14 protein-coding genes are annotated in these 16,790 nt (G+C 61.7%); 1 reads left to right on the top strand and 13 read right to left on the bottom strand.

Annotated elements, in window-relative coordinates; translation table 11 throughout:
* Nucleotides 1-7: 7 nt before the first annotated feature.
* Nucleotides 8-1,429 (bottom strand): hypothetical protein, encoded by a 1,422-nt coding sequence (locus tag G8767_RS05890; protein ID WP_166809599.1) that lies wholly within the window; start codon nt 1,427-1,429, stop codon nt 8-10.
* 103 nt (nt 1,430-1,532) lie between these two features.
* A complete protein-coding gene (locus G8767_RS05895; RefSeq protein ID WP_166809600.1) occupies nt 1,533-3,197 on the bottom strand; it encodes an alpha/beta-hydrolase family protein in 1,665 nt (554 codons plus the stop codon).
* Nucleotides 3,198-3,350: 153 nt separating this feature from the next.
* On the opposite strand from G8767_RS05895, the gene G8767_RS05900 reads away from it, so the two are divergent.
* Entirely contained in the window at nt 3,351-5,756 is a 2,406-nt protein-coding gene (locus G8767_RS05900; RefSeq protein WP_166809601.1) for a LuxR C-terminal-related transcriptional regulator, read from the top strand.
* Between the two features lie 83 nt (nt 5,757-5,839).
* Here the strand turns inward: G8767_RS05900 and G8767_RS05905 are convergent, their stop codons facing one another.
* The 11 genes from G8767_RS05905 to G8767_RS05955 form a co-directional block, all read right to left on the bottom strand.
* Entirely contained in the window at nt 5,840-7,657 is a 1,818-nt protein-coding gene (locus G8767_RS05905; RefSeq protein ID WP_166809602.1) for an ABC transporter ATP-binding protein/permease, read from the bottom strand.
* Between the two features lie 31 nt (nt 7,658-7,688).
* On the bottom strand, nt 7,689-8,438 hold the full coding sequence (locus tag G8767_RS05910) for a DUF6390 family protein (protein ID WP_166809603.1): 750 nt from the start codon (nt 8,436-8,438) through the stop codon (nt 7,689-7,691).
* A complete protein-coding gene (gene hypE, locus G8767_RS05915) occupies nt 8,438-9,508 on the bottom strand; it encodes a hydrogenase expression/formation protein HypE (protein ID WP_095970635.1) in 1,071 nt (356 codons plus the stop codon). The genes G8767_RS05910 and hypE overlap by 1 nt, the downstream gene beginning before the upstream one ends.
* Nucleotides 9,498-10,610, bottom strand: coding sequence for a hydrogenase formation protein HypD (gene hypD / locus G8767_RS05920; RefSeq protein WP_166809604.1), 1,113 nt, complete (start codon nt 10,608-10,610; stop codon nt 9,498-9,500). The genes hypE and hypD overlap by 11 nt, the downstream gene beginning before the upstream one ends.
* Nucleotides 10,607-10,906, bottom strand: coding sequence for a HypC/HybG/HupF family hydrogenase formation chaperone (locus G8767_RS05925; protein WP_095970637.1), 300 nt, complete (start codon nt 10,904-10,906; stop codon nt 10,607-10,609). The genes hypD and G8767_RS05925 overlap by 4 nt, the downstream gene beginning before the upstream one ends.
* A 16-nt stretch (nt 10,907-10,922) precedes the next feature.
* On the bottom strand, nt 10,923-13,211 hold the full coding sequence (gene hypF, locus G8767_RS05930) for a carbamoyltransferase HypF (protein WP_166809605.1): 2,289 nt from the start codon (nt 13,209-13,211) through the stop codon (nt 10,923-10,925).
* Nucleotides 13,208-13,492, bottom strand: a complete 285-nt coding sequence (locus G8767_RS05935; protein WP_166809606.1) for a HypC/HybG/HupF family hydrogenase formation chaperone — start codon at nt 13,490-13,492, stop codon at nt 13,208-13,210. The genes hypF and G8767_RS05935 overlap by 4 nt, the downstream gene beginning before the upstream one ends.
* A 3-nt stretch (nt 13,493-13,495) precedes the next feature.
* Complete coding sequence (locus G8767_RS05940) at nt 13,496-13,990, bottom strand: hydrogenase maturation protease (protein ID WP_166809607.1); 495 nt, start codon at nt 13,988-13,990, stop codon at nt 13,496-13,498.
* Between the two features lie 175 nt (nt 13,991-14,165).
* A complete protein-coding gene (locus tag G8767_RS05945) occupies nt 14,166-15,530 on the bottom strand; it encodes a hypothetical protein (protein ID WP_166809608.1) in 1,365 nt (454 codons plus the stop codon).
* Nucleotides 15,527-16,165, bottom strand: a complete 639-nt coding sequence (locus tag G8767_RS05950) for a DUF6084 family protein (RefSeq protein ID WP_124566237.1) — start codon at nt 16,163-16,165, stop codon at nt 15,527-15,529. The genes G8767_RS05945 and G8767_RS05950 overlap by 4 nt, the downstream gene beginning before the upstream one ends.
* Nucleotides 16,162-16,782 (bottom strand): DUF5947 family protein, encoded by a 621-nt coding sequence (locus G8767_RS05955; RefSeq protein ID WP_166809609.1) that lies wholly within the window; start codon nt 16,780-16,782, stop codon nt 16,162-16,164. The genes G8767_RS05950 and G8767_RS05955 overlap by 4 nt, the downstream gene beginning before the upstream one ends.
* Between the last annotated feature and the right edge of the window lie 8 nt (nt 16,783-16,790).

Here is a 16,790-nt window from a genome sequence, read left to right on the forward strand (position 1 = left end):
TATCGAGCTACTTCGCGCAGCCGCTGCCCTCGAACGCAAGCTTGGATGTATATTGACCGTCCGGCAGATACTGTCCCATCACTGCCTTCTCGTCACCGGGCGTCCGAGTATCGTGCGCAGCGTGACCGAAGTCCTTGGCCGGCAGCATGTTCCGCATGATCAGAAGCGAATCGTCGAGATGGCCTGCGCCGTCACCGGCCGGTGAGAGCGACAACCACGACACCCCACATTCCTTCGTAGCGTTTGCAGGTCGGTCTTCAGGCAGCGACGCGACAATCGTGTAGCGCCCCGCTGCATCGGTGGCCACCTGCTCGTCGAAAAGACACGTGGCTACCTTCGTCGTCGCCAGCGATTCATTGCTGCACATCGACCAGAACCGCATGTCGACTGCACTGTCGAGATTTTTTGCGCCGGTTGTCGTCTCAGGAGTCCTCGGCAACTCTCCCCGAAGTACCAGAACTTCGCCGAACCCGCGATTGACTTCGGCCGTGACGTAGCTGTTGTCGATGTTGGAGTACTGCCCGCCAACACGCTGAGGTGTGCCATCGCATTTGCCGAGATAGGTACACCCGAGCGTGAACTCGGCGCTGTAGTAAGCCCGCCAGACAGGCGTCTGCTCGGAAGGGAAGGTCGAAGGCTTGCCTGGTTGGTCACGCAATGCCTTGTACGTGTCCAGCGGCAGCGACGCCGGCTTCAAGATTCCATTGTCCGCACCGACCGCCGAACACAGATCCTCCCCACGCAACACCCGACCATCGGAAAGGCGCAACTCTGGCTCCGGCAGTCCGACTCCACCAGTGAGATCACGCCCATTGTCGGGAAGGTAGATGCGATAAAGCAGGCTTATCCGGTCCTGGCCCGGCACACCGGCATACAAGGTGTTGGGTTTCGGTTCTGCAGGCGACGCCTCGTTGCGGACCGACGCCGTATACGACCTGGCACCGTCATTCGATCGATCGGCACCGGGAAGATAGGTGTTGTGTGAGCCTGCGTCCGGGGCCGTCGAAATATCATTGAGAACGGCGGTGGGCATAGCGGTTGCTGCGTTGTACGAGTTCAAGGACTGATAGCGCGCATGCGCATATTGCCCTCGAACAACCAACTCGGCATCCTCGGGGATTGTGAACTGCGCAGCCCAATAGATGGCCGCGGTGTCGGGAAAGGCGTAGTTGAGTTGCGGGTCCGCGCGCTCGGGATTGATCGGCACCGACCAGAAGCAGGTCGACACCGGATGCTCCACATCAGGACCGCCGGATCCGAAATCGACAGAGCCGAATCCTGATCCGCTCGACGAACCGGTTTCGGACCCGGTCGACGAACCGAAATCGACAGAGCCGATCGCCGGCGCGGCAACCGCGGACCCCGCCCCGGCAAACACAGTGATCGCGCTCAGCGCCACCGCAGCTACGAGTGTTCTTGACGAATGCATAGCGCTCCTTGTGAGATAGCTGAAAAACAGGGATTGAACGATCACGAGCGAGTGCTCCCGCTCGAACGACGAGGGACCGTCACGAGGTCGGCGGTCCGCACTACTACTTGGTGGGTTGGAAGTTGTTCGTCAGAGCGGCGTGAATTGCGTCGGTGTCCGACTGAGACCAGTCCTCGGGGTGCAAAATCTGTGCCCACATGTCCGCTGCCTCGGCACCGTAGTTGTGTCCGTGACCAGGGGGCACGTCAGCCGAGAAGACCATGTCCAGTGTCACCTGCCAGAACGTCACGAACGGAATCCACGTCATTCCCGGATCGACATCCCGGCCCAGAGGTTCAGCAAGCCAGTCCGGTTTGTTCAGGAGTAGGTCGAAAGACCACCAGACAATCGGATCGCTGGCGTGCTGCCAGTACACGACGCGGGAGTCGTTCCACGGCGCATCGAGTTCGAGGTCTTCCGGGTAAGCGGCGAAACGGATCGACTGCCCGTCGTCGATCACCGGCACCGCTTCCCGTGAGCCTGAGTCACGACCGCTGGTGATCTCCTGCCATTGAGCAGTGAAATTCGGGGTTCCCGACCACAGCGCCCCATCGACACGCGTCGCCATGTCCTGCGCTCCCGCGAACGCCGCCTGTCCCCCGTACGATCCCAGGCTCTCGCCGAAAACGACCAGCTTGGGGCGTTTGTCGAGCGGCAGCTCGATCCATTTCGCGTAGACAGAGTTGAACAGCGCCCGGCCGGCGGCCATCGGGGTTTCTCGGTCGGCGATGAATGCCAACGGGCTGGGAAGGAACGAGTACTGCATCGCCGCGATGGCAGTGTCGCCGCCCTGAACGTATTCGAAGGAGGACGCCACGTCGTCGTTGACCCAGCCGCGGCCGGTGGTGGTCACCACTGCCAGGACGGCGCGGTCGAATCCACCGGTGCGCTCGAGTTCAGCGACGACCCGCCCTGCGACGCCGTCGACGGAATCGGACGACTCGCGGCCGGCGTACACGCGGATGGGTTGCTTCGCGTCCCGGCCGGTCAGCGCGGCGATCTGCTCCGCGGACGGCCCGCTACCCATGAAGGTGCGCCCTTCCTTACCCAGCGAATCCCACGCCTCGGCAGACATGGGCGAACCACTGCGTTCGGCGATCAGAGGCTGGTCGATACCATCCGGTGTGTCGTTGTCCGCACCGGAGAAACTCCAGTTCGCAAACGCGATGAGCCCGTTGTAGAGGGCACCGTTGACGACGAAGATCGCCAACGCGAAGACGACGACCAAGCTCGCGACTTTCGCCGCCTCTTTGGGCACAAACCGCAGAGCGACGGCAGCGATGCTTCTGGTGAGATACCGCAAACCGCGACCCGCCTCGAGCAAGATCAACCACACCGCGACCGAAATCAGCAGCACCAGAAGATAGTTCGCCCGGTTGACGCGCGGTGCCTCGACCAGATCACGGACGATCTGCTGCCACCACGAACCCAAGATCAGAAAGAGAGGCACCAATATCACCGCCAGGACAGTGAGTACAGTCCAGCCGAACTTCTTGGTCCGATCCGACCACGTCGGCTCGACTCCGCATTTGCGGATCATCCACGCCACGCTGACACCGATGCCGTACCCCGTGGCGACGGAAATACCGGTCGCCACGCCCTGCAGGTACCACGCCCGCGGCAAGAGGGACGGGCTCATAGAGAGGACGAAAAACACCAAGCCGAACGACAACCCAGCCGAGTGCAGCGTCTTGCCGTAGCGCCGCACACCTTCCCACACACGTTTCATGCCGGAATCGTAAGCGCGGCAGAGAGATGGAATGAGCCTCTCATCCCTTTCGAATGAGGCGCGAACTACGTCGACAAAAAGTGTCCGATGTTCCGGGTCGTACACCAATAAGCCTCGCCCCAAAGGCAACTACGGGCGAACACCGGTGGTGCGATGGCAGATTTCACGCACGCGAATCCGCGTACACTGTGTGGGGTCAATCCACTCAGCACGTACAAATTCGGCGCGATTCTCATGGCGGCAAAACGAGGAAACCTACCGATCGAACTGAGCAGTTTCGTCGGTCGTCGGTCCGAAGCCAAAGAAGTCCGACGCCTGCTGTCGGACTACCGCCTCGTGACCCTTACGGGCCTGGGTGGGGTCGGCAAAACCCGCTTGGCGCTCCGTGCCGCCGATGATTCCTCCCGTGCGTTCCCCGGGGGCGTCTGGTTCGTCGACTTCAGTGAACTGCGGGAGCCGGCACTTCTCGATCAGACGATTCTTGCCGCACTCGGAGTACAAGACCGATCTGCGCGGTCACCGCGATCGGTACTGATCGGCCGTCTCGTCGACGAACGTGTCCTGATTGTTCTGGACAATTGCGAACACCTCATCGGCTGGGTGGCCGACACCGTCGTCGAACTACTCCGGTGCTGTGCCCGATTGGCACTTCTGGCGACCAGCCGAGAACCGCTCGACATTCCCGGCGAGATGGTATTACGGGTGCCGCCAATGCGAATTCCCACCGAGGCGCCGTCGCCAACCGACACCCGTGATGGTGATGCGATGATGCTGTTCGAGCAGCGGGCACGTTCCTCCGTGACGGACTTCCGCATCACCAGCGAGAACAGTGCGGCTGTGGAGAAGATCGTCCGCCGGTTGGAGGGACTACCGCTGCCGATCGAGCTGGCGGCCGCCCGACTGAGGGCGATGTCGGTCGATCAGATCCTGCAAAAACTCGACGACCGCTTCCAACTGCTGACGCGGGGCAGCCGGAACGCTCCAGCGCGTCAACAAACGCTTGCACAGAGTATCGACTGGAGCTTCGATCTGTGTACGCCGCGGGAGAAGTCGTTGTGGGCGAACTCGAGCGTATTTGCGGGTAGCTTCGATCTCGGGTCCGTCGAAGGAATTCTCGCCGACGAAGCACAGAACGACGACTTGGGCGATCTCGTGATGTCCCTTGTCGACAAGTCGATACTCATCCGTGAACAGAACGGCTCGTACGTTCGCTACCGCCTACTCGAGACTCTTCGCGACTACGGGCGCGAACTGGTGTCAGTCGACGAGTGGGCCTCGCTGCAGCGCAGGCACAGTGAGTGGTTCAGGCAACTCGTCTTCCGCGCCGGAGTCGACTGGCCGGGGCCGCACCAAATCGACTGGATGACGCGGATCGACCGCGACCTACCCAACGTGCGCACCGCGTTGGAATTCGGTCTGACCGAACCCGACTCGGTCGAAGCCACATTGCGTACCGCAAGTGCTCTGCATGATTACTGGCTTGCACGTGGTCGATTCAACGAAGGTCGCTACTGGTTGGGTCGCGCCCTGGCCGAGGTGCCCGCACTGACCGAGGGCCCTCTCGGTGACGCGGTAGTCGAGGCCGCCGCGACAGGCGCACTGCTGGCAGCCCTCCAACGAGACATCGCTTCGGCGACAAGCATTGCCGAAGAGGCTCGGCGACAGGCCGAGATACAGCGGAACGACGACGGACACATACTGGCGCGGTACACGCTCGGATTCGTCGCGGTCGCCGACGGCGATCTCGTGCGCGGTGCCGAGTACCTGGAGCAGGCTGTCGCAGCATTCCGGGCAAACGACAACATCGCCCGTCTGGTACCCGCGCTCTACTGGTTCGCCTTCGTCGTCGACGCCCTCGGTGAAGCCGACCGGGCTGCAAGCATTTACGAGGAGGAGTTGGGCCTCACCGAATCGCGCGGCGAAATCTTGTGGCGGTCGATGGCGATGTCGGACTACGGATCCGCCCTGTGGCGTCATGGCAACCACGCTCGCGGCATCGAGCTACTCGAAGATTCTCTCCGATTGCTGCGAGAGCTGGGTAACCAGTTCGGATGTGCATGGTGCCTCGAGGAAATCGCGTGGACGCTTGTCGACCGGGACGCGAAGCTGGCAGCCACACTGATGGGAGCTGCCGACACGCTGTTCACCGCCACGGGCAGCCCGATGGACACCTTCAGGAGCATGGTCCAGTACCACGAAAACAGCGTAACCAAAGCTCGTAACCGGCTCGGAGACCGGGTTTTTCAAACAGCATTCGATCATGGACGAGCTCTGACTCTCGACGACGCAGCGGCCCGCGCGCTGAGAGAGCAACCGCTCAGTGGATCACCGAAATCGGCGGCCGACGAAGTGCTGACTCCGCGGGAGCAGCAGGTGGCCGAACTCGTCGCACAGGGCCTGACCAACCGAGCAATCGCGGACAAGCTGGTCATTTCCCAACGCACTGTCGACGGCCACGTCGATCACATTCTGAACAAACTCGGGTACAGCTCGCGCACCGGGATTGCGGCCTGGGTGCTCCAGCGCACAAACGACCCCGACAACCCTTCGACCTCTTGACGGACGATGTCTTCGATCGCCCGCCGCGCAGTGGATGCTCCCGCCGAGGTTTGTCGAAAGAGGCCGACCGAGGAAAGCTGTTCTCAGCCTTCGCGATCAGTGAGCGTCCAGTGTCCCGCACCGCGCAGTTCGAGTTGTCGATTGTGAAAAACGTCGAGTGTGCTGCGATGGCCGACGCTGACGATGATGCTGTCGGGCAGTTCATGGCGAAGTATGTCGTAGAGCGTGTACTCGAGACCTTCGTCGATTCCGGATGTCGCCTCGTCGAGAAATGCGGTTCGCGGGCGGATCAGGAGGACTCGGGCGAACGCCAGCCGTTGTTGCTCCCCCGGCGACAGAATTCGAGTCCAATCCGCAGCCTCGTCGAGTCGGCCGACCAAATGCGCAAGATGCACGTGGGCCAACGCGTCGCGAAACCTGTCGTCGTCGAAGTTCGCACGCCCTGTGTTCGGCTGCCCCGAGGGCAACTGATCCGGATATGCCAGACCTGCGCGCAGCGAACCCAACGGCAAGTACGGACGTTGCGAGAGAAAGAGCACGGATCCGACAGGAGTGGTCACGGAACCGTCTGTGTACGGCCACAACTGCGCGATGCTTCGGAGCAGCGTGGTTTTGCCGCTACCCGACGGGCCCTTCACCAGCAGAGCATCACCGGGCACCAGTGACATGTCGAGTTCGGAGATCAATGCCTCACCAACAGGCGTGCGCACATCGAGTCCACGAACAATCAAGTGCTTACCCGAGGAAAAAGCGTCGAGCACCGGGAGTGCGCGGGCACGTCGATCCGCATCTGCGAGCCCTGTCAAACGAATCAGTGTGGCCCGGAAACTGGCAAAATCAGCATAGGACTCTCGAAAGAAGGACAGTGAATTGTGCACCTGGCCGAACGCTTGAGCAGTTTGCATCACGTCGCCGAAAGTTATTTGCCCGCTGAATAATCGAGATCCCTGGACGAGGAACGGAAACACCACCGCGGTCTGATTCACTGCCAGATTGAAGCCACTGAACTTGAGCGTCCGGAAAACGATCGCCCACATATTGCGGATCACCGCAGCAAAACGTAGTCCGAGGGTGCGTCGTTCGACGTTCTCTCCGCGATAGAAGGCGATGCTCTCGCCGTACTCCCGCAGTCGAACCAGTGCGTACCGGAAGGTGGCGCCGAGTTTCTCGTTCAAGAAGTTCAGCATGATCAAAGGCCGGCCGATCCAGAAAGCCAGTGCCGTCGTCACCAATACGTAGATGTAGACAAGGAAGATCATCGCTCGCGGAATCTCGGCACCGAAAACAGTCAACGGCCCGGACAGATCCCACAGGATCTTGGTGAAGCTGACGATCGACACCATTGCCGTGACGGCGCCCATGGACAACGTGCGGGACGACGTCACGAATGTGGTGATGTCTGCCTGAATACGTTGGTCCGGATTGTCGACCGGGTTCTCCAGGAAGTTTCCGCGATAGTAGGCGCGGCCGTCGAGCCAATCGTCGGTCAGTGCGTCATTGAGCCAGCTGCGCCAGTTGATATCGAGGGTTTGACCTACCAGGTAGACGACAAGTGAGCTCGCGACGTGGACTGCGGCCAATATCGCGAACACTCGCAGGTAGTGCCAGAAGGCGGTTTCGTCGAGGTTCTGGATAGCGTCGTAGAAATCCTTGTACCAGTACGAGAACAACACAGTCACGCGGACACCGAATATCGTGAGCAGCAACAGTGACGCGAGAATCGACAGTGGAAGGACGGTGCGCCGGGGATCGAAGTAGGGCCAAGCCATTCGCCGAAATTGGTTGCCCCAGCGAGTGTACCGAGCAAGGAGCAGCGCGGTGATCACGAGAACCACTACCGTAATCGCGTATGCCTCTGCCAACCACAGTGCGCTGTCCGGTACCGCGCTACCCCAATTCACCGGAGCCTCCGTCCTGGAGGGGAACTGACGATCACATATCGGTCGACAACATCTGGTTCGCGATCCGCAGTGCGGAGTCCTCCGCGGCATCCAAGGCCAGTGCCTGCTCTGCAGTGATGCTGTCGCACAGCCAATCCCAGTGCATCGTCACCACGGCGCCCGGAACGGGCGGCGGCGCGAGTGAGCGGCCGCCGACGCTCCATCTCACTCGCTGCGACACCGGCGTCCCGCGTGCGAGTTGCTGACCGTCGAACTCGAGCGGGGACGAAACCACCGACGCGTGCTCCTGGCTCACGTCCTCGACCACTCCGCATCTGATCCGACAGTTCTGGAGAACGGACAATGGGACCGCACCGCGCTTGCGAAGAAGCTTGACCCACGGATACACCAGAAAAACGTGGAAACTGTGGTGTGCGAGCGCGCGGTCCCGATCCTCGAGAGCGGTGAGAAACCCGGTGTTCTCGCGTTCACCGAATGCCGTCCTCAAGTGCTGCAACAACGTCGCCGAATCGAGCGAGTCGAGGAGATCACTCCCTACCCAATAGGCTTCGATCACCCGCGGATCGAGAGGATCCTCGATGCCGGCACCTACGGCCAATGCCTCGAGGTACGGCCACGCACCGTCGAATTGACGAGCGCGATCACGGTCGCCGCTGCCCGAGCCACCAAGGGCCTGGCGGAGCAGCGTTGAAGGATCCTCGGGTCCGCAGTAACCCAACTCGTTCGGCGGATATGCGTAACGAGCAAACAACGCCGGCCCGTTGATACCGACGGCAGTCATCAGCAGATCCGCGGAAGTTGTTCACCTGCAGGCAAATCCACTACCCGATTGCCTCCCAATGCCGTGCGCGCCACCACCATTCCGCGATGTTCGGCCACGCACTCCCCGATCACGGCGGCTCCCACACTCAGTGAATTGCCGCGCATCGCTTCCAGAATTCGGTCGGCATCGTCTCGCGGAACGAAGGCGATCAACTTGCCCTCGTTGGCAACGTACAACGGATCCAAACCGAGTAGCCCACAGGCGTCGCGCACGTCAGCGGGAATCGGCAGATCTCGTTCCACCAGTGCAACCCCGATGTTCGACGCCTGAGCGATCTCGTTCAGGGTCGCCGCGACTCCTCCCCGCGTAGGGTCGCGCAGGACGTGGATGTCGACGCCGGTGGCAATCATGTCGGCAACCACGCCGTTCAGGGCCGCACAATCACTGCGCACTTCGGTCCCGAATTCGAGACCTTCGCGACAACTCATCACGGCCACTCCGTGAACGCCGATGTCGCCGCTGACGATCACGACGTCACCCACTTGTGCGCGAGTGGGGTTGATGTTCACCCCATCGGCGACAATCCCGATTCCCGCGGTGTTGATGAAGACTCCGTCGCCGTGACCGGCATCGACGACCTTCGTGTCACCCGTCACCAGCCGAACGCCGGCAACGTGCGCGGCCTCACCGAGCGCTTTCGCGATTCCCGCGATGTCGGTCAGCGCGGTCCCTTCTTCGAGAATGAAGGCTGTCGACATCACCAGAGGTTGTGCTCCCGCCATCGCCAGGTCGTTCACCGTTCCGTTGACAGCAAGATCGCCGATCGTTCCGCCGGGAAACACCATGGGTTTCACGACGTACGAGTCCGTCGAGAAGGCGAGCCGCACCCCGCCGACGTCGAATACGGCCGAGTCGCCGAGTTCTGCATCGGCGGCGCTTCCGAACGAGGGCAGGAACAGATGCTCGATCAGCTCGGCGGACATCGCTCCCCCACCACCGTGCCCCATGACGATGTTCGGCGAATCACGCAGCGGCAGTGGACAGACCCATGCCGACAGGTCCACGACAGCGGTCTCCTCAGCCGGCATGACCCGCCTCCTGAAGTTCCAGGCGCCGGTACAGGTAGTACGCAGCGCACGCCCCCTCGGACGAGACCATCGTGGCACCGAGCGGATTCCGCGGAGTGCATTCCTTCCCGAAGGCGCTGCACTCGTGTGGCTTGATCAAGCCTTGCAACACTTCTCCGGAACGGCACACGCTCGACTCGTCGGTATGGATATCGGTCACCGAAAAGCGCTCTTCGGCATCGAAATACGCATACTTCGGCGCCAGCTGCCAACCGCTGTCCGGAATCGATCCGATGCCGCGCCATGTCCGATCCGACACCGCGAACACGTCCTCGAGCATCGCCTTCGCTGCGGTGTTGCCCTCGGCCGTGACCGCACGGGCGTAGGCATTTTCGACCTCGTATCGACCCGATTCCAATTGCAGCACAGTCTTTCTGATTCCCTCCAGCAAATCCAGCGGCTCGAATCCGGTGACGACGATCGGGACCTTGTACTTCTCGGCGAGCGCCGGGTACTCCGACGTACCCATCACACTGCACACATGCCCGGCCGCCAGAAATGCCTGCACGCGACACTCTGGCGAGTCCATGATCGCGGCCATCGCCGGTGGGACGAGAACGTGCGAGACGAGTAGCGAGAAGTTCTCGATGCCCAGGCGATTGGCCTGATAGACGGTCATGGCGTTGGCCGGCGCGGTGGTCTCGAATCCGATCCCGAAGAACACCACTTGCCGGTCCGGGTTCTCCTTGGCAATGGTCAGCGCATCCAACGGTGAGTACACGACGCGCACGTCGCCGCCGGCACTCTTGATCCGGAACAGATCCGAAGAACTCCCCGGGACTCGCAACATGTCCCCGAAGGAGCAGAAAATGACATCGGGTCTTGCCGCGATTTCGAGAGCTTTGTCGATGATCTCGAGCGGGGTGACACAGACCGGGCATCCTGGTCCGTGAATCATCTCGATCTGTTGCGGAAGTAGTTGATCGATGCCGTGTCTGATGATCGAATGTGTCTGACCACCACACACTTCCATGATCGCCCATCGCCGTGTGGCCAGCGCGCGGATCTGATCCAGCAGTTTGCCGGCCAGTTCCGGATCGGAGAACTCGTCCAGATACTTCATGATTCCGTCTCCTTCGGTTCGATCCCCGCGGCCCGGGCAGCCCTTTCGAACCCGTCACCGAATTCCTCGTCGAGTACGCCGAGGTGCTCGAATTCCGCCAGCGTGCTGCGAGCGGATTCCTCGTCGAGTCGCTGGATGGCGAATCCGACGTGTACCACGACGTACTCGCCGACTCGGGCGCCAGGAATGTACTCGAGGCACACCTCTTTTCGGACGCCACCGAAGTTCACCACCGACATCGTCGTTCCGTCGCGTTCCTCCAAGGACTCGATACGTCCTGGTACGGCTAGGCACATGACACAACTCCTGACCTCATGACGAACTCCCGACCAGCACTTGGCCGTAGGCGAGACCGCCGTCGTTCGGTGGTAATTCCAGTCCTGTCAACGGCGTGAATCCCGCTTCTCCGAGCAGGGCACACACCCGGACGAGCAGGAGAGGGTTCTGGAAGACACCTCCGGTGAGTACTACCTCGTCCACTCCCGCCATTTCCCGACCACGAATTGCCCACTCGAGCACCAGGTGCGCTACTGATTCGTGAAAACGGGCGCCGATCACGTCGGCGGGCACCTTCGCCCGGAGATCGCCGACGACAGCCCGAATGACCGACCGCGGATCGGCTGTCCACGAATCGTCGTCCGACTGCATCCAGTCGAAGGTGTACCGCGAACCGGCGCTGTCGACTCCCCTCGAAATCCCCTCCAGCTCGATTGCGGCCTGCGCTTCGTAGTCGACACACTGTCGAACCCCGGCCAGCGATGAGACTGCGTCGAACAACCGCCCCATGCTGGAGGTGTCCACACACCCGAAACCGGTTTCCAACTGGTGAAGTAGAACCGACCGCTCTCGGGGCGGACAGGCCGCAACCGACGCGAGGTCGACGTCCCAATCCAACCCGGCGTGCCACAGGTGAGCGAGCGCCATTCGGTACGGTCGTTCCACTCCGGCATCACCACCGGGCAGCGGTACGTATTCCAGATGGGCAAGCCTGCGACAGCCCTTGTACGTCGCCAGCAGCATTTCCCCTCCCCACACTGCGCCGTCCGCCCCGTAGCCGGTGCCGTCGAACGCCATTCCGAGTACGGGTTCGCTCCCGTCCCGGCCGTTCTCCCCCATCACGGAAGCCACATGTGCATGGTGATGCCCGACGACGCGCACCGGTCGGTCGCCGCTACGCCTTCGAGCCCACGAGGACGAGCGATACCGCGGATGTTCGTCACAGGCGATCTGCTGAGGCACTACTCCCGTGATCGATTCGAAGTGACGCTCCGAGGCAGCAAAACTGTCGATGACTGCGAGGTCGCCCATGTCTCCGATGTGCTGGCTCGGCCACACACAGGCACCCTCGGCGAGACAGAAGGTGTTCTTCAGGTCGGCCCCGACCGCCAAGGTGGGCGGTAAGTCGAACGGCGCGGCGACGGGCAGCGGTGCGTATCCGCGCGAGCGACGAAGCAACTGCCGTCCACGGTCCACTATTCGCATCACCGAGTCGTCACACGGCATCAAGATCGGACGGTTGTGGGTCAATACCCCGTCGGCCAGACAATCCAGTCGTGCGAGATCGCTGTCGGAGAACAGAATAGGCTCTCCACCGATGTTCGCCGACGTCATCACCAACACCGCCGGGCCTGCAGCGTCCCCAGGCAAGCCGAGAAGAAGATGCTGAATCGGATTGTAGGCCAGCATGATTCCGATGTCCGGGATTCCTGGGGCAACCGAGGGCGAAAGCGCGAATCCAGACGCTTTGGCCACCAGCACTATCGGGCGTTCGCGTGAGGACATGGCACCGGCCTCGGCATCGCAGACAAGACCCTGCGCTCTGGCTTCGCGCATGTCGCGCACCATCACCGCCAACGGCTTGCTTGCTCGACGCTTGCGCTCACGCAACTGGTGAACCGCGTGATCGTCGCGGGCATCACAAGCCAGATGGAATCCACCAATTCCCTTGACAGCAAGAATCTTTCCGTCTCGTAGCAGCGATCGGGCGGCCAGGAGTGCAGCCTCGCCGGTCACCGCAGGCATATCCTCTTTCACGAACGAGAGCGTCGGGCCGCACTCCGGACAGGCAATCGGTTGCGCGTGAAATCGGCGGTCGGAGGGATCCGCGTACTCCACCGCACAGTGTGCGCATAACGGGAATCGCTTCATCGTCGTGGCGGCCCGGTCGTAGGGCAGCGACTCGATGATCGTGAATCGTGGACCACAATTGGTGCAGGTGATGAAGGGATGACGAAATCGCCGATCGCTCGGATCAGTCAGTTCGCGGAGGCAGTCGTCGCAGATTCCGACGTCAGCCGGCGCCAAGGTTCGCCCGACCGACCCCGCATCCGTCTCGATTATGCAGAACCCCTGACGACCTACCGGCGGCAAGTCCTCACGCTCGATCGACTCCACTCGTGCCAGCGGTGGGGGGCTGTGTCGCATTCGAACGACAAATGCATCGATTGCCTCTCCGTCGCCTTCGACCTCGATCACGACACCGAGAGCAGAATTTCCCACCGAACCCGACAGTCCCAGTTCGGTGGCAGTCGCATGAACGAACGGCCGGAATCCCACCCCCTGGACTACGCCACGAACGATGACACGGCAGGCGATCATCATGTCCCGACCTCGCCCGTACGAGTATCGGAGTCGTCGATCTCACTGGCTTGACCTCGGCCCATCAGTTCGAGGCCGGTCCGGGCACGGTGCGCTCCCTGTTCGTAGACCTTTTCCACTGCGAAGCCCATGTGGATCACCACCCAGTCCCCTGCGGTGACGGCGCCTTCGTCGAGCATCCCGATGTTGACTTTGCGCGGAGCACCTTCCACGTCGACGAGGGCGAGTTGACCGCCGTACCCGTCCAGTAGTTCGCGGACTCGTCCCGGGATTCCCAGACACATGACTCACACCTCCGGTCCCAATGTGGTGACATCGCAATCCACGTTGATCGACCTCACGAGTGCCATCACCGCAGATGCGGCTTGCCCGACCGAACCGCTCATCTCCGCACTCAATCCGATCCCGTCACCAATCGATTTCGCGTGCGCCCCCACCACGAACGTCCGCGGAAGTGTTCCGCCGAGGGCCTGCAAGCTGGCGAACACCGAACTCGGATGCATCGAGTGAGCGTCGAAACCACCTTGCGGGCCTTCACTTTCGGGGTCCACCTCGATGATCGAGAGCTTCCCCGGGACCCCGGTGGCCGGTAGGGCGTCGATCAGCACCAGTGCGTCCCACGGCTCCAACAAGTCGTACGCCAGATGCACGCCGCGAATCCCGTAGTCGACCAGACGGGTTTCCGACGGAAGATCCTCGTGCTGCAGCGCCCGAACGACTTCGGGACCGAATCCGTCGTCTTCGAGAAATATGTTTCCGACGCCTGCAATCAGCACGCGCACAGCGCTTTACATCTTTCGCATTCTCAGATACCGCTGGATGTCCGGCATCGACACCACCAGGACGATCGCGGCTGCGATCGCGGTGGCGCCGAGAAGTGCCGTCGACAGCAATCCCATGCTCCTCATGGCGAGTTCTCCTCTCGATAGCTGTGAAGTCCGATAGCTGTGAAGTACGTCAACTCGCGCTGTCTGGCGGCATCGGTTCTATCTCCTCCGGCGCGAAGTACAGATAGCGGCCGTACCAGTTGTGCAGATCGGCGGCCGGATCGTCCAAGAGTGTCACCCCAACATGAATGTCGCCGTCCACGTCTTCATGAATGGTGGCGACGTGGGCGATCCGGCCGTCGAAGAACAGGTCCTGAGCATCAGCGCGACGCGAGGGGTGAAGCCGAACTGTACTTCCACCACAGACGCGGACGCCGTTGATCAAAACTGCGTCGGTGCGCGGTTGAACACTGGTGTCGGCTTCCGGGGTCCACCAGTCCACGCCGTCAGGCACCTCGGGTACGAGATCAGAACCGGCATGCGGATCTCGCAGCACACCGTGCAAGCCGGCCAGATCGTCGTCCGTCAAGCGCTCACACCGGTCGATGATGTCGGCAGCTTTGGAATCGGTAGCCCGCGCCACCGCTTTTTCCTCGTCGGTCATGGCAAGGATTCTCAGCGTGAGTATTTCGTCGATCTCCGTCGAGTCGAACAGAGATCCTTCGCTCTGCGGCGCAATCTCGGGGAAGTCGTACAGGATGATCGGTGACACCAGAACGGTGGCCGAAGTGCCAGGGTGAGTGGAGTCCGCTATACCCGCAAGCACGGGATAACAGCGATTTTGCCGCAGCGGCTCCGAATGATCGGTTTCTTCGAACAACGACAGGAATCTCGAGCCTGTGCAGTTCAGAATGACGTGAGTGCCGAGCATCGACTGCGCCGTGGCGGTGCCCTTGTCCCTCGCGTCGATGCTCGTGGTGTTCATGACCTTCACGGACATCACCGTGCGTCCACCTCCGGGTGAGGCGCTCACTGCCACGCGACCATTCACCGGAAGCCGTGTCCGGACGATCCGCCCGACCACTCTGCCCCGAGAGTCCGAGAGAGTCTCGCCGTCGACAACTCCCGCCGCACAGAAGGTTTCTTCGACGCCGGCTTCGAGTTCGTCCAGACCCCACGGGCCCAATGCCGACTCGGATTCGGTCGCTTCGTCCCACGAGATCGACTCGCACCCGTCGACTACCAACCGATCGACCGGAATCCACGCGCCGCCGGCGCCGAGTCGTTCAACCGTCCGCGACTGGTGGTGCAGAAACCTCACAGTCGCAGTCACTTCGACGCCGCTCCGCTCGAATTCGCCGAGCAGACATTGCGCGGACATCGACGGTTCCTCCCCGACTCCGACCTCGGCGGCGCCGGGCGGTCCGAGAACGCCGAACTGCCAACGGGATTGATTCTTCGCCGAACCGGCCCGGTAAGGATAGAGAAGGTAGCCCTCGTAGAGGACAGCGTCGGCCACGGCCCGAACGTCGTGATCGATCTCCGCTCGAGTCATCGCTGCACCTGGCTCGCCGTCAGCAACTGCCGCACGGCTGAATCGAGGTCCGTGAGGCCGTGGGCAGCCTTGAATCGCACGAGATCGGCAATCGTCTCATGGTCGAGGCGTACCCAGCCGGAGGCCGGATAATGCGTGGCCATCAGCAGTTTCCACACGTCGACCGGCAATTCGTAGGCAGCAGATCTGTCCCACGGGATCTGCTGCACCGAGAAACCACGCGGTCCGTCAGTGAATACCGTGCCGCTCAGCAAAAGCACGATCGGAATGATTCCGTCACGGAGGCCATGCATGTACTTCGACGCCGTCACCGAGAAGTCGTACGTACACGCCATGGGTAAGGCCGCGACCGTTGCTCCCGTGAATCCTTGAACGACCGTGGAACACTCCATCCACAAGAAGGTGCGCAGCGTGCTCGACCAACGCTCCCGCGGACCGAAGAGATCGTGCAGGGCTTCGCCTTCCGCATCGGAGTACGGCCGGCGGTGCGGTTCGATTCGAACTTGTGCGCGCAGGGCCACCGCACGAACGGTCACGCCGGTCGTCTCCGACATCCTCAATCGCACCGTCAGATTCGGCGTGACCGCGTACGGTTCCACCTCCACGTTGTCGACCGAGAAGTCGAGAGAAGTCATGCCGACCTGCTTCGTGCCTCGACGCGAGCAAAGAATTCGTCCACTGCGCGCGCGGCATCCTGGCCACCGTCGAATCCGCGCCACACGGTGCGCAGCCGTCCCACCAGTTCGTAACAGGCGTCGACGGGAACAACGAAACATCGCGGCGATTGTCCTGACGTGGGCACGGAGACGATCAACGCCTCGACGTCGGCCCGCATCTGCGAGAGCCCCGGATTCTCGTCGAGCACTGTCTCGAAGGAGTCGATCGGCAGCTCGGATTCGGTAGCTCCGGCAGGTCCCGGATAGAAGACTATGTACTTGTCGAGAAGCGAGTTTCGAAAGAAGAATGCGAGGCCGACGGGGATTTCCAAAGACTCCCAACGGCCCGGCGCCAGCTCGAAGTCCGGAAACTCGAGATACCGATCGGGAACCGCTTTGTATCGAAGATCCGCGTCGACCGGCGAAAAGAGCAGATAGCAGGGACGGCACACGCACATCAGGCTCCGAACCTGTACGTCCACAACGTGTTGGTGTTCGTCACCTATGCCCGTCGCGCACATCTCACACAGCGGCCCGGTCGGCATGACGCGCGCCGAGGCGATTCGTGTGAGTACTTCTCCCACAGTAGTTTTCATGACAGGGT

The organism is Rhodococcus sp. IC4_135 (genome assembly GCF_011602025.1).
Taxonomy (GTDB): Bacteria; Actinomycetota; Actinomycetes; order Mycobacteriales; family Mycobacteriaceae; genus Rhodococcus_F; species Rhodococcus_F baikonurensis.